Source organism: Colwellia sp. BRX8-4 (assembly GCF_014077345.1).
Classification (GTDB): Bacteria; Pseudomonadota; Gammaproteobacteria; order Enterobacterales; family Alteromonadaceae; genus Colwellia_A.
The window spans coordinates 43467-68410 of record NZ_JACGVS010000018.1 but is presented as its reverse complement, the minus strand read 5'-3'; the positions used below and the strand labels follow the sequence as shown (position 1 = coordinate 68410).

Here is a 24944-nt window from a genome sequence, read left to right as displayed (position 1 = left end):
ATTAGGCTGTGCTTGGCCCTGCTAAACAAAGTAATAATTCCCGCACGACTTTCGCCGCAAAAACATCACTATTTCCTGTACTGTCAATTTTAGGCGCTAACTCGACTACATCGCAGCCAACAAAATATTTAGATCGTAAAATTTTGCATAAGCTAATCAGTGAATGAAAATCTTCTCCGCCTGGTTCAGGTGTTCCGGTACCTGGAAAAAAGCTTGGATCAAAATAATCTAAATCTAAGGTTAAATAAATAGGTGTATCTTGTGCAATCGCCTCAACACTGGCAAGAAATTCAGCTCTGCTTTTTTTGAGTGTTTGATGTGCTTTCATCCATTGATATTCTTCACGAGTACCTGAGCGAATACCGTATTGTATTAGCTTATTATCTTTACCAAAATGATCGGTAATACGGCGAATAATAGCGGCATGGGAATAATGATATCCTAAGTAACCATCGCGTAAATCAGCATGTGCGTCGAGATGCAATATGATTAAGTCAGGGTATTCGCTCAAATACTTCTTTATTGGAGCGTAAGAAATAGAATGTTCGCCGCCTAAGGTTACAATGCGAATATTATTTTCTTTTAAAGCAACATTTTCAAATAAGGTGTTAAAAGCATCATTAGCATTACTATAGGCGTTTTCTATATCAGCTTGACAACTTTGTTCATTAATAGATAAATCAATCGGTAAATTACCTAGATCAACAAATGAAATATCTTCAAGGTCTGCGTCTAAATACGGAGAATACGATTCAATACCATCAGAAACGGCTCGAAGTGCGTTAGGCCCAGCCTTAGTTCCTTTTCTAAAGCATGCGGTACCATCAAACTCAAAGCCGATGATGTGGCTCGTATTTTGAAAAATACCTCGCTTATCTTTAGCTCCTTCAAAAGGTGTTGGCGGGGATATTAAACCCACATTAATTTCTTTAACCATATTCATCGAGTCGTGATACCTAACGGCAATATTTTCTTAATTATCCAAAATAAAGGCTAAATGTATAGTTTTATTTATAAAATATAGTGTTGTTAATAAAAATAGGGCTATTGGATGGCAAGCTTGTTGTTTATTTTTTCGATGTTAGCTACATTATTTTATTGATAAAAATGAAATAATTTGTAAAATGACGCACTATTTTTTTAATGAGGAGTTGTTATGTTTTTTGAGGGATCAGAAAAAAAAGCTGAAATCTTAATCGATGGTAAGCAGCTTTCTTTACTTAACGATATTGACGACGAATTTTGGTCAGCATTAGTTAATCGTAGTCAAGCTCAAATATTATCTTCGATTGAAAATGAGTATTGCAAAGCTTTTTTACTGTCCGAGTCGAGTTTATTTGTCTGGTCAGATAGAATATTAATATTAACTTGTGGTGAAACGCAGTTAGTTAAAGCGGTAGAGTTTTTTATTCAAAAATTTGGCACAAAAGTGATTAAACAGCTCACTTATCAGCGTAAAAACGAATATTTTTCAAACGCCCAGCCTAGCTGCTTTGGTGATGATATCAAATTAATTAATCAATATTTACCGGGTAAGGCTTATCGTTTTGGTGAAATGGACAGTCACCACAACTACGTTTTTCATTTAGATAACGACTTTACTGCTGATACTGATGACATTACCTACGAGTTACTCGCCTATCAAATAAGTGAGCAGGCTTCGAAACATTTAACACAAGCTAATTTGTCAGCTGAAGAAATTCGTCAGTTTTTGTGTATTGATAGTATTCTACCTGGCTTTATTATTGATGACTTTGTCTTTTCTCCTTACGGTTATTCACTTAATGCGATTAACGAACAGCAATATTTAACCATTCATGTGACGCCTCAAATGGACAGTAGTTATATTAGCTTTGAATCGAATATAGATTTACTTTTGCTTACGCCAAAACTTTTAGAGATACTGGCACCAAAATCTTTTGATTTAATGAGCTTTAATGAACAAGCTTTTGAGCAAAAATTAAGGGTGTTAATTCCAACACAATATGTGAGTAAATCACGTGTTTGTAAAAAGCTTGATAATGGCTATTTAGTAAACTTTGCCAACTATATTCTGCCACAGACAGTCTTTGCTGAGCCAATTATGATTGATATTTCAGGAGAAAACCATGCACTCTAATTTATGGGTAGAAGAAAAGTTTGAAGACTTTTTGGGGATTAAATTTAAAGTAGAAAAAGTACTTTTCTCTGGGAAAAGTGAATTTCAAACCGTTGATGTTGTTGAAACTAAAGGTCATGGTAAAATGTTACTAAATGACGGTTTGATTATGGTCACCGAGCGAGACGAATTTGCTTATCACGATATGATAAGCCATGTGCCCTTGTTTGTGCATCCTAACCCTAAGAATGTTTTAGTGATTGGTGGTGGTGATGGTGGAACGGCAAGAGAAGTCATTCGTCATCTATCGGTAAAAAAATGTACTATGGTTGAAATCGACGTGATGGTTGTCAACGCCTGTAAAGAGCACATTCCACAAACCGCTTCAGCCCTCGATGATGAACGCATAGATCTTATTATCGGTGATGGTGTGCAATTTGTTAAAGAAACCACTGAGAAGTTTGACGTTATTATTGTCGACAGCACTGATCCGATTGGACCGGCTCAACCCTTATTTGGCGAAGCATTTTATAAAGATGTTTTTAACTGTTTAGCCGATGACGGTATCGTTGTTGCCCAGGGAGAGTCTTCTTGGTATGCCATGGATATTCAACAATCGCTATTGAAAGTATTAAACAATGTCTTTCCTAAAACTTACTTGTATAGTTTTAGTAATTTAACTTATCCAGGCGGCTTATGGAGTTTTACTTTTGCGTCTAAGCAATACCATCCTATTAATGATTTTAACGCTGAACGGGTTGAAAAGTCAGGCTTAAGTTTTGATTATTATAATGCTCCGCTTCACTCTGCTGCCTTCGCCTTACCTAGCTTTGTCAAAAAAGGTTTGCTGGGTTTAATTGATAATTAAGTCATTTTAAACGGCCAATAATCTTTAGACGTTTGTGTTGCAACTGTGTAAGTAAAAATCACCAGACAAGCTATAGCTAAGTAACTCGCTTATTTTGCTATAGCTTATGATTACTCCCCCAAGAGATCCCCTTATTTTGCTATAGCTTATGGTTACTCCCCCAAGTGATCCCCTTATTTTGCTATAGCTTATGATTACTCCCCAAGTGATCCCCTAATGCTCTTTTACTTATATTTATACTTGTGCAAAGGATATTGTTCATTTTTACATCGACTCATTAAACTATTGGCAACGATTCTTTTTACTGATGCTTAGCAGGTAAAGCGCTAAGTCTTTTAACTTTACTATTATCGTTAAATATAAGTTATTACACCGTTAACAATGGAGTGGGATTGAATATTACTTTAATAAAATTAGACTCTTGTCATATGTACAGGTATTATTTAAAACCGAAAAAAAATCATTTAAGGTCATCATGATAATGTTTACGTTTCGATTGTTTATGGTTATATCTTTCTGTTCAGTGGTATTCCTTGAAACTGCTTTTAGCCAAACACTTATAAAAATTGTTGATCAAAATAACGACCCTCTGCCCGATGCTGTTATTGAGTATGTCATACCTCAACCCGTTATAAATCAATCAATCGATGATCGTATCTACGTGATGGATCAAATAAACAAACAATTTTCCCCTCATGTTTTAGTTGTGCCGGTTAATAGTCAGGTTAGCTTTCCCAATAAAGATGATATTAGACATCATGTTTATTCTTTTTCGCTAGCTAAAACATTTGAATTAAAATTGTATTCAGGTAAGCCTAAAAGTCCGGTTCGTTTCGAAGATAAAGGTCTTGTCGTCATGGGCTGCAATATCCATGATGCTATGGTCGGCTATATTTATGTTTCAGATGAAAATAATGCCTACTTAAGTGATACCAACGGAGAGGTCTTGTTAACGCAACCATTAGCGTTAAATACCCAGTTAAAAATTTGGCATCCTAATAGCACTGTAGGTTTAACAAAACATACCCTGTTAACCGTTGATCAAAAAATGATTGATAACAATGAAATTTTTATCACCATAAGCGTAAATGCACCTCAAGCAAGAGGCAGTTTTGAAGAGTTAGCTTTCCATGAACACTAGGTTTAGTTTTAAAGCACAAATTACTTGGCTATTAACCAGTTTAATTTTATTAACCGTAATTATTTTAACGGGGAGTAATTGGTTTAGGTTTGCTGATTATGCAGAAAACCAAATCGAACGCCAAATGTATTTTGCTCAAAACGTACTCGACCAAACATTAAGGTCGCAAGAGCGTGTGTTAACGACTACCGCCAGTGTTTTAGCCGCAGACTTTGGTTTTAAACAAGCGGTAGCGACTCGCGACAAAAACACGGTGGAGAGCGTTCTCTTTAATCACGGTAAACGTATCAATGCTGATTTGATGTTGATTCTAGACTTAGAAGGTAAGTTATCGACGACCAGTTCATTACACTCATTCGATGAAAAAACAATTCAAGCAAATATTACTAAACTTCCTTTTAGGGAGGTTCATGCTCAAATTCTGAGTATCGAAAATAAAGTTTACCAAGTTATTGTTGTCCCGGTTAAGGCGCCAAGAGTTATTGCTTACACCGTGATTGGCTTTGAATTTGACCAAGTTGCACTATTAAAACTGAAAGATCTCATCGCTTTAGACTTAACATTAGTGCAAAACAATCAACTGATTGAGTCAAGTATCGAACGTGAAGACATTATAAAACAATTGTTACAAGGCACTAAACAACAGTCGCCAAACTTATTGTTAACACGAGCAGATTACTTCCACAAAACCATCAACTTCGGTGGTTCTAAAGATATAAAAGCAACCTTGTCTGTGCCTTTAACACAAATTCAAAGTGATTTTAATCGGCTGATTTTTTCTATGTTAATAATAGCGGTGATTGTCATCGTTATTGCTATCACCTTTTCTCGCCTGTTATCTCGAGGCTTATCTACGCCGTTACATATTTTAATGGAAGTTACGAAAAAAATTGGCCGCGGTGAACTTAATGTGCCTAAATTGGCCAACCGTTTGCCTGTTGAATTTAGCGAACTTTATCAAGGATTTTCATTGATGGGCGCGGCTATTGAGAATCGTGAGCAGTCAATTGTTTATCAGGCAGAGCGCGATATATTAACCGGCTTATACAACCGTCATAAAACATTAACGAAAGTAGCTGACTACTTTAATAAAGATATTCACTTAGTGGTGATTACTTTTAATATTAAAGCCTTTAAGGCACTTAATGACACCATAGGATTGACTAATGGTGATAATATTTTAAAAGAAATTGCTGCCCGTATTTTAGTCTATATTGAAAAATCAAATCATAACTTAGAGCACGATATTATTGCTGCGCGCACTAATTCAGATGAATTTTTATTGGCTGTTCCTATACAGAAAACCAATGAAATAAAACATTTTATCGAATTGCTGCAGAGTGAACTTAATCGTCCTTTTTGGCTTGATGACATTAAAATTAATTTATCACTTTATTTTGGTGTCGCCAACTCTATAGAGCATGGTGTCGATGCGGAGCGATTGATCAGGCGATCAACCATGGCAGTTGCTTCAGCTTATCAAGACCAGGTCTTATTGCGATTTTATCAAGATGGAGAAGACGAGGCTTACCTTTATAAGTTGCGCTTAATAGAAGAGTTAAAAGAGGCACTTGAGTGTGAAGTAAGTCCACTTTTCATGAATTATCAGCCAAAATTAAATATGAATACCGGTAAAATTGATAAACTTGAAGCGTTAATTCGTTGGATAAATAAAGAAGGTAACTTTGTAAACCCAGAATTGTTTATTGATTTAGCTGAAAAGGCCGGTTTGATTGTATCCTTAACACGCTGGGTGATCCTACAAGTTATTCAACAAACTGAACAATGGAATAAGATGGGCTACCGTTTTAAGGTAGCGATTAACTTATCCGCACAAGATATTCAAAATGAGCAATTTGTTGATTATTTACTTAACACAGTAAATAATCACGAAGTGTCAACATCGCAAATCACTTTGGAATTAACAGAGAGAGATATTGCCGAAAACGAAGCATTAGTCGTTGCGCGTTTATCTCACCTAAAATCATTAGGTTTTCTGATTTCAGTCGACGATTATGGTATTGGTCAATCTTCATTAGCTAAGTTAAAAAGTTTACCCGTCGATGAACTGAAAATTGACAAAACCTTCATTTTAAAGTTAGAACAATGCCAGAAAGATCAAGATATTGTTGCCTCAACTATCTCTCTTGGTCATAAACTTGGGCTGAGTGTGGTCGCTGAAGGTGTTGAAAACAAAGAAAGCTTAATGTTATTAAATGACTTTCAGTGTGACTATGCACAAGGTTACTATTTATCAAGACCTGTTAGCGCTGAAAAATTTATAGAATGGTATAAAACTTATGAATCGCCTCTTTAGCCTTATATTACTCCTTTTACCTTTGACTAGCTTCGCTAATGGTAAAATATTAGCAACCCCTGGTGTTTCTCAAGTCGAGGGCTCAGGAGGCGGTGGTCTAGTGCCTTGGGCGCAATTAGCGGGTTATGCAACGGAAGACGAAATAGCCTTTTCTGCCTTTTGTTCGCAGGCTAACGTGAAAGACTTTCAATTAAATAGCTGCGGAGGGCAAATTAATTTTTATGACCGTGTCGAGTTTTCATTTGCTAAGCAAAATTTTCAGGTCGACCCATTATCATTAACCTTATCTCAAAAAATTTTAGGTCTTAAAGTACGTTTGTACGGTGACTTGGTTTATAGCACTTGGCCACAATTATCAGTAGGTATACAGCACAAATCACTATCAACTGCCGATATCGCTTTTTCATTAGGCGCGAAAGATGACACAGGTACCGATATTTATTTAGCAGCGAGCAAGCTTCATTTAGGTTTGTTGGCCGGCTATAACGTGTTATGGAATGCCACTGCTCGTTACACAAAAGCAAATGAAATGGGGTTACTCGGTTTTAGTGGCCCAAAAGGTAATGGTGCATTACAAACCGAAATGTCAGTAGCCGTATTAATGAATAAACACTTGGCGATTGGCACTGAATATCGCCATAAACCAGACAATTTAGGTCTTGGAGAAGACGACTGGCAAGATGTTTTTGTTGCTTGGTTCCCAAACAAACATTTGAACGTTACTCTCGCCTATCTTAATTTAGGCACTATAGCTGCATTAGCCGATCAAAAGGGTTGGTATTTATCTTTGTCGGGATCTTATTAATGATTAAATATGTTAACGGTTTTTTTATTGTCCTAGTCCTGCAACTTTGCCTTGGCTGTAGTAGTAAGAATTTAATACCAAGTGATGAACTTTATCAAGATATTGGCGGTCATCAAGGGATAGAACAACTTGTTGATGCTTTTGTAAAAAGAATTGTCAAGGATAAAGCAATACTGCCTTATTTTGCCAAGTCGAGCGTCAAACATTTCAAGCACGGTTTTATCAACCATCTGTGTGGTGTGGTTAATGGTCCCTGTAAATATAATGGCGATAGCATGATTGATATTCATACCGGCATGAATATCAATGAAGCTGATTTTAATCGTGTGGTAGAGTTGTTAATAGAGGCGATGGAAGATGTTGATATCTCTTATCAGTCCCAAAATAAAATATTGGTTAAATTAGCTGTTTTGAGACCAGAGATAATAAAAATGTAAAGTCGGCAACTGTTTCTATCTGTTGCTTAAGTTAGCCCTAACAACATTATTTGCGTTTAGTTTTAATCGATTACCTCTATACCTTAATATAAACGAAAAATAAGCAAACATAATGATGTTAATTATGTAATAGCGAAGGTAAAATTGCGCAAATTGTGTCAACAGTCATTTTTATGTTGTCTTGCTAAAGGTAGTTGAAATTTTATGGATTATTTTGAACAGTTAGGCGTGAGTAGGGTGTCAACCACCATCGAAATTAAAAAAGCTTATCGAAAACTTGCCAATAAATATCACCCAGATAGAAATGATAATGTTGAAGCCAAAGAAAAGTTTCAACTTATTCAAAAAGCATATGATGTTATTTCTGATCCAAAAAAACGGTCATTATATTTAAAAAGTAACTATACGGTAATAACCGATCCGCGAGAAATTGCTGATTCTTTTTGGCAAAGTGCTTTTAATCAAGCGCAGAATTAGCCTTTTTACTAGGAGATTTGTATGCAATCCCAAACTAACTTACCAGAATATTTAACGGATGATTTCTCTATGTATTTAGAGAATATGAATTCATTATCGGATCCAGAAAATCCTGATCTATTATCAAATTATTTATCAAATTTGTTTGAACAATTAAAGCAAATGCCTTTATTATTTAATGGCATGGTTGATCAGTTGGCGATGGCTATCTCAACTAAGGTAAGAATCGATAGTAAAAATTTATCGACAATCGAGCTTAACGATGAACCAGAGTGGGCTGACGTTAAGCCTTTTGTCGGCGTTCATGCTGATGCTCGAGCATGTATTACTGAAATAATGGCGCATGCTGAAGACGACTTGAAAAAAGCTGTTTTGCTGATTCATTTCTATAATGGTTATGATGCAACGCCCTTAAAAGCCGAAGAAGATGATTACGCTCAAGTCGATGATGACGATGAATCTAATGATTATGATGAGAACTACTAAGCTTAATCAATAAGAGTGTAATTAAGTTTAACTCACCATTAAAAACCGAAATAATCGACAAATAAATATAAGTTTTAAGGAATCAACTTGACAAAAAATGCATTAATTCTAGCTAGCGATATTATAGAACAAGCACAACACAGCGGTAGACGTGCAGGCACTTCATTAGAGGCTATTGCCTCTGAGCACGGCGACGAAAAAATGCTGGCAGTGTTAACCGAGATGGATATTTTAACGGTAGCAAAAATTGTCAGAGAGCACGATGCCACCATTCCCTCTATTGCCACATGGTTAATGGATGCTGAGTCAATAAAACAACTCTTAAATGTTGAACCATCTTACTGGCAAAATATTGATGAAGACCACGTCTTTTGTGCACAAACAGAAGCGCATAGTTTGTTAACGCAAATATTTCTTTCTTCTGATGATGAAGAAAAACAACGAGAAGTATTAACGGCGATAGTTGAAGACGACTTTGGTCTTTTATACTTGTCTTTACCATTCATCGGCCATGATTTTTCAGAAATTGAAGAAGATGAAGAACAAACCTCTGGTAGTATTGAAGAATTATTAATGAAAATAAAATCCTTAAGCGAAGAAGCTTATCGTGAAGTAATGACGGTTAGTACCAATGGCACACTCGATAATATAGAGAATGCATTAAAGCAAAATGCAAATAAACAAAGAGTGACTGCTGTAGAAATGGATACCGACGATATGTTTGCGCCTCTTTAACGCTAAACTGCCACCGTATTTATTTAGCTTATAATAACCGCTTTAATTGATTGGAATTCATCAATGAACATTGCAGAGTTAAGAAATTATCCGTTTTTACTTTTAGTATTAAGAGACGGCGAAAGTGAAGGTTTTTTTACGCCTGAATTTATGCATAAAACCAAGCAACAGTTATCTGATATGTCTTTGAGAATAGCGTCTGATAATCTATCAATAATTTATGCTGATCAAATTAAAAAAGGCTGTGAAATTGTTCTGGGAATGAGTAATTTAGGTTTGTTAGACCTTTGTGATAACGACACAGATAAGGCAAAAGAAATTTTAAAAAGCCAAGGTGTTGTTTATTGCTTTCGGGCAGGCTGGGCAAAGTATGCTCAATTAAAAACAATATCCCCTTCATACTTCGAAGAAATATCTATTCGCCGTTACGCTTTAGCCATCAATGATACAACTGATATCAGAGTAATGCATACAGCGTTAGTTAATGAAGGGTATAAAAGTGCCAAGTTATTACAAGTTTATAAAAGCATTGCCACAGATTATTGTGCAACCAGTTTACTTGTTGACGATGATGAAGAGGTATTGTTGTTTGAATTACAAAAATTTCTAAACACCGCCATTGCATTATTACTTATTGATAGTGATAAAAAAGTTTTTACTACAAGTTTGTACGAGCAGTTGAATACTTACCTGACCAAAACAGATAAACAGGCCCTACTGACTAAAGTCGATACTTGTATTGCCAGTTTTACTGAACAATTATCAGTTTTAACTAAAGGTTACCTGCAAGATATAAAGTTATTAACGTTCACTGAACTTAAGGGCATTATTGATCAACAGGAAAATCTCTCTATTTATATTCAGGAGATATTAGAATTGCCTATCACTGTTGCTAATGAGCTCAATGGCGACTTTGACGGTGGCTATGACTTTCATGCTGACGATGAAGATGATTTGGCTTATTTAAGACCTGAAGGGCAATAATAAAAGTATTAACCAATACTTAAAAGTAAGCGATAACTTGTTAAATAACCGTGCACTAGTGCGGTTATTTCTTTGTGATAACTCAACTCCAGATAAAATTTTCAATGCTATTCATTATTAGCGCTTTTTTTTAGTTTTTGTTAATACAATTAAACCTTCCCTTTATTAAGTTTAGACCTGTCGGTTGAAATATTACTTTCTGTGTTGATAAAATATATCTAAGGCAATTACTTGTACAGATTGGTTGACGTAAAGTTTAGGTTTAAGCTACCTTACTCATCATATTATTATTTTTGGATAAAGGGTTATGGATGAATAGAATAAAGAGGCGTTTTTTACCTGTTGTTTGTTGGGTTGCTGGTAGTGTAATAGTGAGTGCTTGTTCTTCTTTACCTGTTTATCAGAACTTGTCTAGTGACGCGATAGTGGTTAATGCTAAAAAAAACAGCCCTGAGTTAGCCGATGAATTTACAGTAGACATAGGTGATAACTTATTAACTAAAGTGTCAGGTAGCTACTTAGAAAAAAAAACGCAGTCTGTTAGTTTACTTACTCATATTAAATTTATTTACGATGAACACCCAGGATTAAGCAAAGGAAAAACCACCCTGTTAGGCATGAGTCGCTCAGGGGGCAATGCCGCTTGTTTTAATGACGCTGAATATGATGATGGTTTGGTTAAATTTTGTTTATTTGATGAAAACAAAGATGGGTATTTTGAATTGGGAACTTTTGCTGGCGATGAAAGTGTTACTTTAAATATCCCTTATAATATTTTTAGCGATAACAGTAAGACCCCTGAGAAAGGCTATTTCAGAAAAACACTCTCTTATAAAGGATTATCAAACGGTAAAATTAACTTTAACTATGCTGAATACTCAGCAAACATGGCTAAAGCGACTTTTAGCCAAGATTTTTCTATAGAAAATAAAGAAGGTGCGCATATCCTATTTAATTTCAAAGGCGCTGAAATAAAAATCAAGCAAGCGACGTTGTTAAATGTTACCTATGAAGTCATCCAATACTTTAAGTAATTATTTTAGTTCCCATTCTCACCAATAAAAAAGCCTGATAAGTCAATTATCAGGCTTTTGTCATAAAAAATTATAATGGCATTAAAAGATTAGAAACCACATTGCTTGCCTTTGTTCTTCTCTTTTAACCAGACTTGTAAAGGAGCAAAGTAATCGAGTACTGCGGTTGCGTCCATTTGTTTACTCCCAGTCAACACTTTATAAGCTTCTTGCCAAGGCTGACTAGAGCCCATTTCTAACATGGTATTAAGTGCTTTACCGGCAGCCTTAGAGTTGTAAATTGAACAGCGATGAATGGGATCGGTATTACCTGATATTTCACAAAGCGCTTTATGAAACTCAAATTGTTGAATATGCGCTAAGAAATATCGACTGTAAGGTACGCCACCAGGCACATGGTATTTCGCACCGGGGTCAAATGCATCAACTTCACGAGCTACGGGTGCAGCAATGCCTTGATACTTTTGACGTAATTCCCACCAAGCTGTATTGTAATTCTCTGGTGTGATTTCTCCTGAATAGACTTTCCAACGCCATTGATCAACCATTAAGCCGAAGGGGATGAAGGCTATTTTCTCTAACGCCATTTTCATTAATAAACCAATATCTTTTGATTCGTCAGGGATAGTGTCGATTAAGCCAATTTCTTTCAAGTATTTAGGTGTTACTGAAAGTGCAATGGTGTCACCAATCGCTTCATGAAAACCATCGTTGGCACTATTTTGAAAATAAACGGGTTGATCTTGGTAAGCGCGCTGATAGAAATTATGACCAAGTTCGTGGTGAATAACGTTGAACTCTTCGCCGGTTTTTTGAATACACATTTTAATGCGAATATCATCTTTTGCATCAAGATCCCAAGCGGAAGCATGACAAACAACATCGCGGTCTGCTGGTTTAGTAAATAATGATCGCGTCCAGAATGTTTCAGGTAATGCATCGAACCCTAAAGATGTAAAAAAGGTTTCAGCCCCTGCAACCATTTTAATTTCGTCATAGTTATTTGCAGCTAACTGCTCGGTAACATCATAACCTGGATCTGCATTTTCAGGAGCAACTAACTCATAGATATTCCCCCATGATTGTGCCCACATATTACCCAACAAATGAGCGGGAATAGGTTGGTCTTGTGCTACCTTATCTTCTCCATAGGTTTTGCCTAGTTCGCTGCGAACATAGCAGTGAAGGTCATCGTACAAGGGCTTTACTTGTCCCCATAAACGGTCAAGTTCTTTAGCGAAATCGTCAGCAGGCATATCGTAGTTTGAACGCCACATGGCGCCTAAGTCTTTGTAGCCTAGCCCTTGTGCACCCTCATTGCCTAATTCAGATTGACGAACAAATAAAGGTTTCATCTCTGGACTAATTGTTCGCCAGCCTTGCCACATTTCTAGCAATTCGTCGTAATCACGTGATGTTGCCATCGTCGAAGTCATTTCACCCAAGCTTAATTTTTTTCCAGCTTGGGTCGTGTATGTTCCTTTACCGTACATGCCGCCAAGTTCAGAGCCAATTTTTGCCAGTTCAGCTGACTTTTCAGAATCTTGTGGCGCTGGCATAACTAAGCTTTGCTTTAAGGTATTTAATTTTCTACGTTGTGTCTCTGTAACATCGACATCGTCAAATTTAGCCGCTGCCATAGCGAAACGAACGCCAGCTTCTGTTGATTTTTGGTTTGCTGCCGCAGATAGGGCGGCTGTATCATCGGTAATAAAATTTGAATAAATCCATTCGGCGCGGCTCCCCTCAATACCTAGAGCGATTAATTCTTTTTCGGTAGCGTTAAGAAATACATTCGCATCTTTTGCTGTTAATGCTGGAGCTACTTGCGTTTGTGCTTGTTCAGTTTGTGTAGAATTTTCATCATTACATGCAGTAAGTGAGGCCAATACACACAAGGCTACGCTTGTTTGTTTGAATAGTTTTATCATAACAGTCTTATATTTTTATTATTAATAGATAATGAATCGCCAGTATATAAAATTGTCTAGTCAGCTTAAAGCTTTGACCGCAAAAACTGATCAAACTTTTACAATACTCTGTGATTAAGTAAGTTTGAACATTATCTTACTAGGTAATTAACGGGCAAACGTTAACGCGATTAACGTTAAATAAAAGTCGAGATTAAAGATAACCTATGTAGATTAAATCAGATAAACCAGTAGGGAAGTATCAACGTATCTAAACGTTTTAGTTGTTTCGATAAAAAGCACTAAACACTTTTACGTTGAGTGCTTTATATCGCCATATTATGCTCTTTACTTTCAGTGTGTAAAACTTAACCTTAGCGAATGTGATTAAGGTTAAATTAGGCTTATAAACGTAGAATTTAATGCTAGGGCTTAACTTTTATTCTTGGACTGAACTGATCGTCATCTCCAGTACTTTGTACGCTTCAATATTCTCTTCAATAAAACGTAAAGGTCTACGTTGCGTTTTTTACGAATATAACAACGTTTGGTCTGTATTGTGATCGTTGCCATATTCATCTGGCTGTGAATAGGTAATAGAGGAGGTGGTCATACCAAAACAAAGGCTATCTCGTTGAATTTAAATGTAAATTTATTGATTTGTATATTCATTGTTGCGTTATTTCAAACGCTTGTTTAAACTAGGCTTAATTAATGATGAATATTTTCATTTAGGGCGCAGGTAAGAGGTACCGTTGGCACATGAGTACAAAAAACAAAATTTTAGATGCAGCAGAAAAATTATTCGCAACGCAAGGTTTTAATGGTACATCATTAAGAGAAATTACTAGCCAAGCAGAAGTTAATTTAGCCGCAGTAAATTACCATTTTGGCTCTAAAAAAGAGTTAATAAAATCAGTAATGTCTCGTTATATGAACGAGCTTTCACCTCGTTTAGAATTATCGCTAGTGAATATATGCGAACAAGATGATTTAACCTTACTTGAAGTGTTTTCAGCTTTTATTGAACCCTTGTTATCATTAAATGAATTTAAAGAAAATGGTACCAGTAATTTTTTACAATTATTAGGACGAGGTTATAGCGATAGCCAAGGCTTTTTGCGTTGGTTCTTAACGACACAATACCCAGGCGTTATTAATAACTTTGTTAAAGCGGTGCAAAAAGCTTATCCAGAGCTTACTGCTGAAGAAATGTTTTGGCGTTTGCACTTCACTATGGGCACAGTGGTTTTTACCATGTCTTCGAGTGATGCTTTAATTGATATCGCTAAAAGTGATTTTGATCGTAATATGGACATTGCCGGCGTGATTAAACAAGTTATCCCTTATGTCGCCGCAGGTGTTGCTGCTCCTTTACTTTAATCTTACTCTTTTATCATTTTTATATGATATATCCGTGATACTTCAATCTGTCAGCGATAATTTTCAGGTATCACCGTTATATATCAATATCAGCCTTTGTAATTACTATTGATTTAGGTAAAGTAGCAACATCAAAAACTTATCATCTTCAAAGTGTGTATATGGGTCCTATTATGCTAGATGTGCTTGGCACATCTTTAACGGCAGAAGACAAAGAGCTTCTGCAACATCCTCTTGTTGGCGGGTTAATTTTATTTACTCGTAATTATGAATCCCCTGAACAAATAGCAGAATTGACTGCTGATATCCGCCGTGCCGCTAAAAAGCCATTGATTATTGCCGTTGACCATGAAGGTGGTCGAGTTCAGCGATTTCGTGATGGCTTCTCTCTTATTCCGGCAATGGGTAAGATTTGGCACTTTGCCGAAGAAAATATTAGTGTGGCGCAAGAGCTGGCTAAACAAAGTGCAATATTAATGGCATTAGAAGTTCAAGCCGTCGGTATTGATATCAGTTTTGCACCTATTCTTGATATTAACGATATTAGTGCTGTTATTGGTGATAGAGCTTTTCATAAAAATCCAGAAATTGTTTGTCAACTCGCTAGTGCTTTTGTCGATGGCTTACATTTGGTTGGTATGAAAGCTACGGGTAAGCATTTTCCTGGTCATGGCAGTGTTGAAGCTGATTCTCACCTTGCTTTACCTATTGACTCTCGTTCACGTGATGAAATATTCGCTGTTGATATGTTACCTTTTAAAACGTTAATTAATAGCAATAAGGTAGATGCATTAATGCCTGCCCACGTTATTTTCCCTGACGTTGACCGCGAAGCTGTCGGTTTTTCTCCTTACTGGCTCAAAGATATTTTGCGTAAGCAACTTGGTTTTAGTGGCGTTATTTTCAGTGATGATTTATCGATGGAAGGTGCTGCATGTGTTGGTGGTTATGTTGAACGTGCTGAAGCAGCCCAACAAGCAGGTTGCGACATGCTATTACTGTGTAATAACCGAGATAGCTGTATAGATGTCATTGACCATGCCAATATCACTATTGATGAAAAAAGTAATCAGCGCTTATTACGTTTATTGAAAACGTCTACGAGTGGGCTCAGTGAGTTAAAGGCGAATACTCATTGGCAACATGCTCGACAAGCATTAGCCGAATACTTATAAAATAATTTTGTCGTCCTCTTAAAAATAATAAAAATAGAGAGTTAAATGAAGTTAACTAAACAAAGTTTTATTGTCTTAGCACCCGCACTAGCCTTTGGTTTTTACTTTTTGCTACTTTGGTTAGGCTTAGCAGAAAAACCCGCAACTGCGGCGGCAATAACATTACTCACCGTTATTTGGTGGGTTAGTGAAGCGATCCCCATTCCTGCAACATCTTTAGTCCCTTTTGCTTTGCTGCCATTATTGGGGGTTGTTGATCATAAAACAGTAGCTTCATCATTAGGTAGTCACGTTATTTTATTGTTAATGGGGGCATTTATGCTCTCTAAAGCGATAGAGAAAAGTGGAGCACACCAAAGACTTGCTGTTTACATGGTTAAGTTAGTTGGCGTATCAAGTGGGCGGCGATTAGTCTTTGGTTTTATGTTAGCGTCTGCTTTATTAAGTATGTGGATTTCAAATACCGCAACGACGTTAATTATGCTGCCGATTGCATTAGCTATACTTACTCATGTAGATAACAAAGAACTTAAAGTCGCTTTAATTTTAGGTATTGCCTATGCTGCGTCGCTTGGCGGTATTGGTACCCCTATTGGTACACCACCCAATGTTATTTTTATGGGCATATATGAAGAAAATACTGGCCGAGAATTTGGGTTTTTATCATGGATGAAAATAGGCGTCCCGATAGTGTTAATCGCTTTACCTATTATGGCATTCTGGCTAACAAGAAAGATAAAACTCGACCATGAAATAAAGTTACCCGCGCAAGGCGAATGGCGAAGTGAAGAAAAAAGAACACTGTGGGTTTTTGGCCTTACGGCACTCGCATGGATCACTCGCTCAGAGCCCTTTGGTGGCTGGAGTGACCTATTAAATGTTCAAATTGCGGGTGACAGCACCGTCGCTTTATTTGCCGTGGTGTTAATGTTTTTAATCCCTAATGGTAAGGGCTCGCGCCTGCTTGATTGGGACACTGCTAAATCAATACCCTGGGGAATGTTGCTGTTATTTGCTGGCGGTATTGCCATTGCTAAAGGGTTTGTTGAATCAGGTTTAAGCCAGATACTAGGCGAATGGCTGTCTTCGTTGGCTAATTTACCGGTAATTGTGATGATACTGACAATTTGTTTAGTGGTTACTTACCTCACAGAAATTACCAGTAACACCGCGACAGCAACCTTACTTATGCCTATTTTGGCTGTCGTTGCCACCTCTGCTGGTTACGATCCTATGGTATTAATGGTGCCCGCCGCTATGTGCGCGAGTTGCGCTTTTATGCTGCCTGTTGCTACTGCGCCTAATGCAATTGCTTATGGTACCGGTGAACTTGAAATTAAAGATATGGTGAAAGAAGGGGCAATATTAAGTTTTATCTTGTCTTGTTTAATAGCAATTGTTTGCTATTTACTTTTGTTATAACAAAAGTAAGGGGCTAAATTTTAGCCCCTTTATCTTAATTACCTAGCATAAATGTAATGGCAAATTATGCTTCTATTATAACGCCATTATGATTTATGTTGCCGTTAACATTAGCCCCAACATGCCGAGAGTAAAGCCTAACACAGCGCCCATCGGTGGAGCCCAATGATTTTCTAATTTTACTTGTGGTGCCAAATCTTGAAATATTGAATAAAGAATTCCGCCTGAAGCGAAAAGCATAACCGCGCCAATAATCTTGGGGGACTCAGATAGCCATAAATAGCCAGAAACTGCGGCGATAGGCCCAAGTATTGCCATTAAAGCAAAGACCATGATGATTTTTCGCGGTTTATAACTTGAAGATGCACTTAACTCACGATAAGCGCTAAATCCTTCAGGTAAGTTTTGTAAGGCAATTAAACCAGCTAGCAAATATGCACTACTACTTCCTGTTGCGAATGCTGCTCCAAGTGCTATTGATTCTGGAATGAAATCAGCAAGCATTGCTGCTAGTTGACTGGCAGGTGTATCTATTTTTTTAAGATAAATATCTAGTGCCATAAAGCTAAGCCCGCCAACAATAAACCAAATGCATGCGGGTAATATATCAAGATTTCCCATTCCTTCAGGTACTAACACTAAGGCAACTGCCGACAACAGCGCTCCGCCACCAAAAGCCATAACGCTATGTCTGAGCTCTTGTTCAAGCCAGTCATTGCCAATTTTTTCGAAGCAGGCAAGGGCAGCACCAAGTGGCATAGCCAAACCAGCAAGAAATGTTGATACGATAACAGTGAGTAATATAGACATGATTTTTATCACTTAAGCAGTAAGGGCCCCATTGTGAGGCTATTGTTTAATACAATGAGATTAGTTAGGCCGTTAAAGGCCTTATAATTTGAATACTGTGTTCTGTGACCCTTTATTAAAAGCAGCGAGTAAATCGACATTTTAAATGATCACAGTGATTTTTTATTGATCAGTTGAGCTAATACAATAACCACTAGCGCAGCAGTAAAACCACCAAAAACAACAATCATCATTTGTGGCATAGTATAACCGAAGAATTGCCAATTAATATCACCACAATCTCCTGTTGCTTCAAACAAAGAAGGTAACCATTCGTGTAAAGGGGCCCAACTTGGGAAGTTAGGTACAAACTCACAACTATAGAGAAATGATAATGTAGCTGATTGAATTTCAACGTGCTCAATGGCAATCAATAACCCCCATATAGCGCTAACACCCCAGAGTGTAAATGCGACTGAGCGTAAGACAGTATTTTTATTGCCCATGCTGCCAACTATGCCAGCAAAGAATATTCCCCATAGTGCTGTACGTTGGTAAATACACATAATGCAAGGAGCTAAGCCCATTACGTATTGAAAATAAAGAGCCGATAATTCTAAACCAAAAACGGTTAGGCTAAGTAATTGCCAAGCGCGAGTGTTTACCGATAAATCACTTAAAAATTTCAAAAGTTTTCCTTAATCATGTTCAATGTTGTTATTTTAGATTGTTATCTAGTTAACTATAGGCATCATCACATATTGACACTTAAATTGGTGTGATAGTGACATTAGCGTGATAGTTGCTAGCACTTAGTTTGTTGCACAAAAATGACTTTTATCATTAGTATCAATAAAGCGCCATAAGGGCGCTTTATTGATAAAATTTAACAGTAAAACTACTAGATGTTAACTTTAGTGCTCTTGTGAAGATGAAGTCCCACCTTCAGTCATGTGATGCTGAATTAACCCCGAGTCATAAAAATCTTGTGTTGATTGCTCCAAATGACCTGAAGAAATAGCAAGTAAACCAATAATGGTCAATACGATAGTATAAGGGAAAGCCATAATAACCATACGGCCATATGACAATCTAACTAAGGGAGCAAGCGCTGAAGTTAATAGGAATAAAAACGCAGCTTGGCCATTTGGCGTAGCAACACTCGGCAAGTTAGTGCCTGTGTTAATAGCAACAGCAAGTAAATCAAATTGGTCACGGTTTATTATTCCTGAAGAAAGTGCTTTTTCAATTTCAGTAATGTATACCGTGCCAACAAATACGTTGTCACTGACCATAGATAATAGGCCATTAGCTAAATAAAACATGACTAATTGCATGTTACCTTCAAAAGTTAATACCCAAGTGATGACTGGCGTAAATAATTGTTGGTCAACAATAACGGCAACGATGGACAAAAACACCACTAATAGCGCGGTAAAAGGTAATGCTTCTTCAAAAGCATGACCAATTTGATGTTCTTCAGTTACACCTGTGAAAACGGTTGCAAGTATAATAACGGATAAACCAATTAAGCCAACTGGCGCTAAATGTAATGCTAAACCAACAATCAACCAAACGGCGATTAATCCTTGCACGACTAATTTTACATTATCACTTTTATTGCGTTTTTTACTTTCTTCAATGTCGAAGTCACGTAATATTTGATAAACATTTTCTGGCAGGGCAAAACCATAACCAAACCATTTGAACTTTTCTAATAAAGCACATGTGATTAAACCTGAAACAAATACAGGAATAGTAACGGGTGACATCCGAATGGTGAATTCAATGAAATCCCAACCGGCTTGCTGACCAATAATCAAATTTTGTGGTTCGCCCACGATAGTGCATACACCACCTAAAGCGGTACCAACACCCGCGTGCATCAATAGGTTACGTAAATATCCTCTAAAGCTTTGTAAATCGCTTTTTATATCATCATCATCGGGATTGTCATGGGGATGGTCTTCACCTATAGAGGCAGCTTTATGATAGACAGAATAAAAACCTAGGCCAACGCTGATTATTACCGCAATGACGGTTAGTGCATCTAAAAAGGCTGATAAAAATGCCCCTGAAAAACAGAATAATAATGACACCACTATTTTTGAACGGATCTTAGTGACTATTTTCGTGAACAAAAAGAGCAACAAACTCTTCATGAAATATATTCCAGCAACCATAAAAATCAGCAGCAGAAGTACTTCGAAGTTAATCATTAATTCATGTTTTACATGAGCGGGTGAAGTCATCCCTATGGCAATAGCTTCAATCGTTAATAAACCGCCGGGTTGCAGCGGGTAACATTTTAATGCCATTGCTAAAGTGAATATAAACTCTATGACTAATGCCCAACCTGCAATATAGGGGTCAACATAGAAAAAGAGGATAGGGTTAATCACTAAGAATGAGATAATTGCCAGCTTGTACCACTCAGGCGAGTTGCCAAGAAAGTTTTTATAAAATGCACTCATGAAGGATTGTTGCATAATTGACCTGTTTATTTTAAGTATATGACGAATTGTGTCTCGCCTTGAATGGATCTTGTTTCTGTTATTTTGATAAAAAATGCATAGTAGTTTAAGTACAATTGAAAAGCTTGTAAATAATCTATCTTTATAGCGTAATCGTGGCCTTTTCTTCTGAGAATATAAGGCATGAGTCCTTTATATTATTTAATAACTTAGCCGCAGTGATATTTATTGAATTGCCGTTTTGCTTGAAATGCTTCGACTCTGCAGTATTAAATTAAATATTGCCTTTATAAATACACACTTTAGCCCCGCGTTAAACACCATCGATTGAGCTATAAATTCACAATGAGTAAGCTAATTCTAGATTTGTCATGCTATTTCGCAGAATATAGCATGTTAATATTGCCAAATTATTGAGTTAATCGATGTTTATGCATAATAAGTACTTTAATAAGATAAAAATTTATTAGGGGGTGCTTTCGTGACTTAACTCATCGCTTCTTATCAGGCATTAGCTTTAAATATTAATAGTTTTTTAGACGCTAGTTCAGTATTGGCTTAAAAATTAAATAGTAAATTGCATTTTGACTTACTGACTTTATCTACAAATAAAATTATTTATTATTCATAAATTAAAGGCTTATCTCTCTACAGCCGCTAATAAACAGGGTTTAACTCTGTTGTTTTTAACAAAATATAGTGTGAGGTTGCCACTGAGTATCCACATAAGTGACCAACGTTGACAGTAACGTCGAATTTATCCGCTTGTGCCAAATAGATGTTCTGGTACAATCAGTTAAAATTTTAAGATTAAGATATTGTGTGGAGCAGTATGGTTATCAAAGCACATAGCCCAGCAGGGTTTGCAGAGCAATATATTGTTGAGTCTATTTGGAACGGTGGTTTCCCCCCCGGTTCTATACTTCCGGCTGAACGAGAGTTATCTGAACTCATTGGCGTTACGCGTACAACATTACGTGAAGTTTTACAGCGCTTAGCACGAGATGGCTGGTTGACTATTAAGCACGGTAAACCCACCAAAGTGAATAACTTTTGGGAAACCTCTAGTTTAAATATTCTTGAAACCTTGGCTCAACTCGATCAAGAAGGCATACCTGATCTGGTTGACAATTTAATGTCAGCTCGGACAAATATTAGCGCCATTTATATTCGTGGCGCGATTAAAAATAATGCTGAAAAGGTGATTGAGCTCATTAAAGCTTATGAAGATGTAGAAGATAACGGAGAAGCCTTTGCCGAGTTTGATTATCGATTAAATAAAGAGTTGGTGGTTGCCTCTGGAAATTCTATCTATTTATTAATCTTAAATGGCTTTAGAGGCTTATATTCTCGTCTAGGTACTTTATATTTTTCTCATCCTAAAGGTCGTGAGATATCTCGAGTCTATTATAAGAAATTAATTGAATTAGCTAGCGAAGATAAGTTTGATGAGTCTATATTTGCCGTACGTAAATATGGTATCGAGTCAGGTAAGCTTTGGCTAGAACTTAAAGATGACGTATTAAAAGAGCTATCTGAATAAATTATCTATAGTGATTAAAAGGCAAGAGTTAACTTGCCTTTTAATTATCTTCACTGCTCTCTCATTCTGGATATTGTGCAATAACTTCTTCATCCCCCTCTTCATTGTTCTGTACTAACCGCACGTCAAATTGCCATAAGGTATATAAATGTTTCATCACTTCATCTTTTGAATCGTCTAGCGGAACATTTTGGTGTGGTGTATATTTCAATGTTAGCGATCGGTCACCATCAACATCAGCATTTGTTACCTGAATATTAACCTCCAGATTACTCAAATTATACTGTTCAGATAACGCGCTTCTTACTTTTTTGTAGCCACTTTCATTGTGAATAGCCGCCACGTCAATAAAATTTTCTTTTTCATCATCGTGTAAATAAAATAACTTGAAATCGCGCATTAGTTTTGGTGATAAATATTGACTAATGAAGCTTTCATCTTTGAAATTTTTCATGGCAAAATGTAAAGTATCTAACCAATTACTATTGGCTATTTCTGGAAACCATCGTTTATCTTCTTCTGTTGGTTGTTCACATATTCTTCTAATATCTATAAACATATTAAAGCCTAACGCATAAGGATTAATACCAGAATAATGAGGACTGTTGTAATTGGGTTGAGCGACAACATTGGTATGGTTATGTAAAAATTCCATCATGAACTTATCGGTAACTAAGCCTTCATCATATAAATGGTTGAGCAGTGTGTAATGCCAAAAGCAGGCCCAGCCCTCGTTCATGACTTGTGTTTGTTTTTGCGGATAAAAGTATTGCGAGATTTTTCGCACAATGCGTACAATTTCTCTTTGCCATGGTTTTAGTAAGGGCGCATATTTTTCAATGAAATATAAAATGTTTTCTTGCGGTTCATTTGGAAATGTCGGTTTCTTATCCTTAGCATCATCTTTGTTTTTGGGTAATGTTCGCCATAATGTATTCACCTGCGATTGTAAATATGCTTCACGGTCCTTTTGACGTTGTAACTCTTCCTCTAATGATATCTTTTGTGGACGTTTATAGCGGTCAACACCGTGATTCATTAATGCATGACAAGCATCTAAGCATGATTCAACCTCACTAATGCCAAATTTTTGTTCACATTCGCTAATGTAGTTTTTAGCAAACAATAAGTAGTCAATTATTGAGCTCGCATCAGTCCAGGTTTGGAATAAATAATTACCTTTAAAAAAAGAATTATGTCCGTAACAAGCATGTGCCATAACGAGTGCTTGCATGGTCATAGAATTCTCTTCCATTAAATATGAAATACAAGGATCAGAATTGATAACAATTTCGTAGGCTAATCCCATTTGACCACGTTTATAGTTTTGCTCTGTTTGAATAAATTTTTTACCAAATGTCCAATGGTTATATCCAATAGGCATACCGACACTAGCGTAAGCATCCATCATTTGCTCTGCGGTGATCACTTCAATTTGGTTGGCGTAAGTCTCCAATCGATAATGCTTTGCAACCCGTGCAATTTCAGTTTGATATTGATCAAGTAAATCAAAGTTCCAGTCACACTGGTCACTTAAGGGGTTACGTTTGTCCATTATTTGCCTCCTTTGCCATTATTAACTTAGGCTGCTTTACTCTGATTTTTCTTGAAAAGCTTTCTAAAAACAGGATAAATATCTTCAACGCTTTTAATATGTTGTATTGCAAAATGTTCTGTATATGCTGCAATTTCTTGATATTGCTGCCAAAGTGTTTGATGAGGTCGTTGTGATATTTCAATGTAACTAAAGTAGCGTGCTTTAGGTAGAATATGCTCTGTGAGTAATTTTTGACAACGAGGAGAGTCATCGGCCCAGTTATCTCCATCAGAGGCCTGCGCGGCGTAAATATTCCATTCGCTTTCCTTATAACGCTCATCCATTATTTTAATCATTAAATCTAATGCACTTGAAGCAATAGTGCCGCCAGTTTCTTGCGAATAAAAAAACTCTTCTTCATCAACCTCTTTTGCTTGCGTGTGGTGTCGAATATAGACCACATCAATCGTTTTATAGGTGCGGGTGAGAAACAAATACAATAAGAGATAAAATCGTTTGGCAATATCTTTAGTGGCTTGGTCCATAGAGCCTGAAACATCCATTAAACAGAACATCACCGCCTTTGATGTAGGTAGGGCTTGTTTTGCATAGTTTCTAAAACGTAAATCAAAGGTGTCAATAAAAGGGACTTTACTGATTTTACCTTTAAGCATGTCGATCTGATTGTTTAGGTCTTTAATTTTTTGGACATGATCATGTTTATCAGCCATTAATGCCGCTAAGGCGAGTTCAAGGACTTTTAACTCTTTACGCTTGGTTGATGTCATGGCAATACGTCTTGCTATTGATCCCTGTAGCGATTTTACAATATCTATATTTGAGGGGACGCCTTCAGCACAATAACCCGATCGAACAGTTTTATAATCAATTAACGTATCTAATTGGTTCTTTTCTAAATTTGGCAATTCAAGATCTTCAAAAAGTAAGTTCAAATATTCATCTTTAGAAATAGAAAAAATAAAATCATCATCTCCCTCACCAGTGTTACTGGCATCACCTTTACCGCTACCTTGTCCTTGCTGTTGTGGAGGGCGTTTGATTTGATCGCCGGTTGAAAATTGGTCATTACCCGGGTGAACTCTATCTTTAACACCCCCTTTGCCCTGATGAAAAACAGGTTCAGATAAATCTTTTTTGGTGATGGTAATGTCTTCACCACGATCAACATCAGTAACACTGCGTTTATTAATCGCTTGTTCAACGGATTTCTTTATTTGGCTTTTATAGCGTTTAATAAAGCGCTGGCGATTAACCGTGCTTTTGTTTTTGCTATTTAAGCGTCTATCAATAAAATTCGCCATATTATCC

Annotated in this window: 22 protein-coding genes; 15 read left to right on the top strand and 7 right to left on the bottom strand. The window is 36.7% G+C overall.

The window, feature by feature from the left end:
• Position 1 precedes the first annotated feature (1 nt).
• The gene (gene speB, locus H4J56_RS14845; RefSeq protein WP_259368061.1) at positions 2-943 is read right to left on the bottom strand and encodes an agmatinase; all 942 of its coding nucleotides are present in this window, start codon (positions 941-943) and stop codon (positions 2-4) included.
• A 213-nt stretch (positions 944-1156) separates the two neighbouring features.
• Between speB and H4J56_RS14840 the strand changes: the two genes are divergently transcribed.
• The 11 genes from H4J56_RS14840 to H4J56_RS14790 all read left to right on the top strand — a co-directional run bounded on the left by H4J56_RS14840 (position 1157) and on the right by H4J56_RS14790 (position 11382).
• On the top strand, positions 1157-2119 hold the full coding sequence (locus H4J56_RS14840) for an adenosylmethionine decarboxylase (protein WP_182251323.1): 963 nt from the start codon (positions 1157-1159) through the stop codon (positions 2117-2119).
• Positions 2109-2966, top strand: coding sequence for a polyamine aminopropyltransferase (gene speE / locus H4J56_RS14835; RefSeq protein ID WP_182175720.1), 858 nt, complete (start codon positions 2109-2111; stop codon positions 2964-2966). The genes H4J56_RS14840 and speE overlap by 11 nt, the downstream gene beginning before the upstream one ends.
• A gap of 481 nt (positions 2967-3447) precedes the next feature.
• Positions 3448-4107 (top strand): methylamine utilization protein, encoded by a 660-nt coding sequence (locus H4J56_RS14830; RefSeq protein WP_182230622.1) that lies wholly within the window; start codon positions 3448-3450, stop codon positions 4105-4107.
• Positions 4097-6424 carry an EAL domain-containing protein gene (locus H4J56_RS14825; RefSeq protein ID WP_182230621.1) on the top strand — a complete coding sequence of 776 codons (2328 nt, stop codon included), beginning with the start codon at positions 4097-4099 and terminating at the stop codon, positions 6422-6424. Before H4J56_RS14830 ends, H4J56_RS14825 begins: the two co-directional genes overlap by 11 nt.
• A complete protein-coding gene (locus tag H4J56_RS14820) occupies positions 6408-7229 on the top strand; it encodes a DUF3034 family protein (RefSeq protein WP_182251324.1) in 822 nt (273 codons plus the stop codon). Before H4J56_RS14825 ends, H4J56_RS14820 begins: the two co-directional genes overlap by 17 nt.
• Positions 7229-7666, top strand: a complete 438-nt coding sequence (locus H4J56_RS14815) for a group 1 truncated hemoglobin (RefSeq protein ID WP_182216343.1) — start codon at positions 7229-7231, stop codon at positions 7664-7666. The genes H4J56_RS14820 and H4J56_RS14815 overlap by 1 nt, the downstream gene beginning before the upstream one ends.
• Before the next feature lie 204 nt (positions 7667-7870).
• Positions 7871-8143 carry a DnaJ domain-containing protein gene (locus tag H4J56_RS14810; RefSeq protein ID WP_070376442.1) on the top strand — a complete coding sequence of 91 codons (273 nt, stop codon included), beginning with the start codon at positions 7871-7873 and terminating at the stop codon, positions 8141-8143.
• 21 nt (positions 8144-8164) lie between these two features.
• A complete protein-coding gene (locus tag H4J56_RS14805; protein ID WP_070376443.1) occupies positions 8165-8629 on the top strand; it encodes a hypothetical protein in 465 nt (154 codons plus the stop codon).
• A gap of 87 nt (positions 8630-8716) precedes the next feature.
• Entirely contained in the window at positions 8717-9364 is a 648-nt protein-coding gene (locus H4J56_RS14800) for a hypothetical protein (RefSeq protein ID WP_070376444.1), read from the top strand.
• Positions 9365-9427: 63 nt separating this feature from the next.
• Positions 9428-10348 (top strand): hypothetical protein, encoded by a 921-nt coding sequence (locus H4J56_RS14795; RefSeq protein WP_070376445.1) that lies wholly within the window; start codon positions 9428-9430, stop codon positions 10346-10348.
• A 311-nt stretch (positions 10349-10659) separates the two neighbouring features.
• Positions 10660-11382, top strand: coding sequence for a hypothetical protein (locus tag H4J56_RS14790; RefSeq protein WP_182241945.1), 723 nt, complete (start codon positions 10660-10662; stop codon positions 11380-11382).
• 89 nt (positions 11383-11471) lie between these two features.
• Here H4J56_RS14790 and H4J56_RS14785 read toward each other — a convergent pair whose 3' ends face one another.
• Positions 11472-13313 (bottom strand): M2 family metallopeptidase, encoded by a 1842-nt coding sequence (locus tag H4J56_RS14785; protein WP_182241944.1) that lies wholly within the window; start codon positions 13311-13313, stop codon positions 11472-11474.
• A 741-nt stretch (positions 13314-14054) separates the two neighbouring features.
• On the opposite strand from H4J56_RS14785, the gene H4J56_RS14780 reads away from it, so the two are divergent.
• From H4J56_RS14780 to H4J56_RS14770, 3 genes are all read left to right on the top strand, one after another.
• Positions 14055-14675: a TetR/AcrR family transcriptional regulator gene (locus tag H4J56_RS14780; RefSeq protein WP_070376448.1), complete on the top strand. Its 621-nt coding sequence runs from the start codon at positions 14055-14057 to the stop codon at positions 14673-14675.
• A 161-nt stretch (positions 14676-14836) separates the two neighbouring features.
• On the top strand, positions 14837-15850 hold the full coding sequence (nagZ, locus tag H4J56_RS14775; protein WP_182216335.1) for a beta-N-acetylhexosaminidase: 1014 nt from the start codon (positions 14837-14839) through the stop codon (positions 15848-15850).
• 45 nt (positions 15851-15895) lie between these two features.
• The gene (locus H4J56_RS14770; RefSeq protein WP_182259532.1) at positions 15896-17272 is read left to right on the top strand and encodes a DASS family sodium-coupled anion symporter; all 1377 of its coding nucleotides are present in this window, start codon (positions 15896-15898) and stop codon (positions 17270-17272) included.
• Between the two features lie 93 nt (positions 17273-17365).
• Here the strand turns inward: H4J56_RS14770 and H4J56_RS14765 are convergent, their stop codons facing one another.
• The 3 genes from H4J56_RS14765 to nhaB all read right to left on the bottom strand — a co-directional run bounded on the left by H4J56_RS14765 (position 17366) and on the right by nhaB (position 20550).
• A complete protein-coding gene (locus H4J56_RS14765; RefSeq protein WP_182230618.1) occupies positions 17366-18082 on the bottom strand; it encodes a ZIP family metal transporter in 717 nt (238 codons plus the stop codon).
• Between the two features lie 149 nt (positions 18083-18231).
• Positions 18232-18750, bottom strand: a complete 519-nt coding sequence (gene dsbB, locus H4J56_RS14760) for a disulfide bond formation protein DsbB (protein ID WP_182230617.1) — start codon at positions 18748-18750, stop codon at positions 18232-18234.
• Between the two features lie 225 nt (positions 18751-18975).
• Positions 18976-20550 carry a sodium/proton antiporter NhaB gene (nhaB, locus tag H4J56_RS14755; protein ID WP_182259531.1) on the bottom strand — a complete coding sequence of 525 codons (1575 nt, stop codon included), beginning with the start codon at positions 20548-20550 and terminating at the stop codon, positions 18976-18978.
• 817 nt (positions 20551-21367) lie between these two features.
• On the opposite strand from nhaB, the gene fadR reads away from it, so the two are divergent.
• Positions 21368-22078 carry a fatty acid metabolism transcriptional regulator FadR gene (fadR, locus tag H4J56_RS14750; protein ID WP_182216326.1) on the top strand — a complete coding sequence of 237 codons (711 nt, stop codon included), beginning with the start codon at positions 21368-21370 and terminating at the stop codon, positions 22076-22078.
• A 61-nt stretch (positions 22079-22139) separates the two neighbouring features.
• On the opposite strand, the gene H4J56_RS14745 is transcribed toward fadR, so the two are convergent.
• Positions 22140-23633: a SpoVR family protein gene (locus H4J56_RS14745; protein ID WP_182230615.1), complete on the bottom strand. Its 1494-nt coding sequence runs from the start codon at positions 23631-23633 to the stop codon at positions 22140-22142.
• A 26-nt stretch (positions 23634-23659) separates the two neighbouring features.
• Positions 23660-24937 carry a YeaH/YhbH family protein gene (locus H4J56_RS14740; protein WP_182259530.1) on the bottom strand — a complete coding sequence of 426 codons (1278 nt, stop codon included), beginning with the start codon at positions 24935-24937 and terminating at the stop codon, positions 23660-23662.
• Positions 24938-24944: the final 7 nt, after the last annotated feature.

Bases quoted from the DNA above. Each gene is read 5' to 3' on its own strand.
- speB (WP_259368061.1), bottom strand. From the start codon at position 943: ATGAATATGGTTAAAGAAATTAATGTGGGTTTAATATCCCCGCCAACA.
- H4J56_RS14840 (WP_182251323.1), top strand. From the start codon at position 1,157: ATGTTTTTTGAGGGATCAGAAAAAAAAGCTGAAATCTTAATCGATGGT.
- speE (WP_182175720.1), top strand. From the start codon at position 2,109: ATGCACTCTAATTTATGGGTAGAAGAAAAGTTTGAAGACTTTTTGGGG.
- H4J56_RS14830 (WP_182230622.1), top strand. From the start codon at position 3,448: ATGTTTACGTTTCGATTGTTTATGGTTATATCTTTCTGTTCAGTGGTA.
- H4J56_RS14825 (WP_182230621.1), top strand. From the start codon at position 4,097: ATGAACACTAGGTTTAGTTTTAAAGCACAAATTACTTGGCTATTAACC.
- H4J56_RS14820 (WP_182251324.1), top strand. From the start codon at position 6,408: ATGAATCGCCTCTTTAGCCTTATATTACTCCTTTTACCTTTGACTAGC.
- H4J56_RS14815 (WP_182216343.1), top strand. From the start codon at position 7,229: ATGATTAAATATGTTAACGGTTTTTTTATTGTCCTAGTCCTGCAACTT.
- H4J56_RS14810 (WP_070376442.1), top strand. From the start codon at position 7,871: ATGGATTATTTTGAACAGTTAGGCGTGAGTAGGGTGTCAACCACCATC.
- H4J56_RS14805 (WP_070376443.1), top strand. From the start codon at position 8,165: ATGCAATCCCAAACTAACTTACCAGAATATTTAACGGATGATTTCTCT.
- H4J56_RS14795 (WP_070376445.1), top strand. From the start codon at position 9,428: ATGAACATTGCAGAGTTAAGAAATTATCCGTTTTTACTTTTAGTATTA.
- H4J56_RS14790 (WP_182241945.1), top strand. From the start codon at position 10,660: ATGAATAGAATAAAGAGGCGTTTTTTACCTGTTGTTTGTTGGGTTGCT.
- H4J56_RS14785 (WP_182241944.1), bottom strand. From the start codon at position 13,313: ATGATAAAACTATTCAAACAAACAAGCGTAGCCTTGTGTGTATTGGCC.
- H4J56_RS14780 (WP_070376448.1), top strand. From the start codon at position 14,055: ATGAGTACAAAAAACAAAATTTTAGATGCAGCAGAAAAATTATTCGCA.
- nagZ (WP_182216335.1), top strand. From the start codon at position 14,837: ATGGGTCCTATTATGCTAGATGTGCTTGGCACATCTTTAACGGCAGAA.
- H4J56_RS14770 (WP_182259532.1), top strand. From the start codon at position 15,896: ATGAAGTTAACTAAACAAAGTTTTATTGTCTTAGCACCCGCACTAGCC.
- H4J56_RS14765 (WP_182230618.1), bottom strand. From the start codon at position 18,082: ATGTCTATATTACTCACTGTTATCGTATCAACATTTCTTGCTGGTTTG.
- nhaB (WP_182259531.1), bottom strand. From the start codon at position 20,550: ATGCAACAATCCTTCATGAGTGCATTTTATAAAAACTTTCTTGGCAAC.
- fadR (WP_182216326.1), top strand. From the start codon at position 21,368: ATGGTTATCAAAGCACATAGCCCAGCAGGGTTTGCAGAGCAATATATT.
- H4J56_RS14745 (WP_182230615.1), bottom strand. From the start codon at position 23,633: ATGGACAAACGTAACCCCTTAAGTGACCAGTGTGACTGGAACTTTGAT.
- H4J56_RS14740 (WP_182259530.1), bottom strand. From the start codon at position 24,937: ATGGCGAATTTTATTGATAGACGCTTAAATAGCAAAAACAAAAGCACG.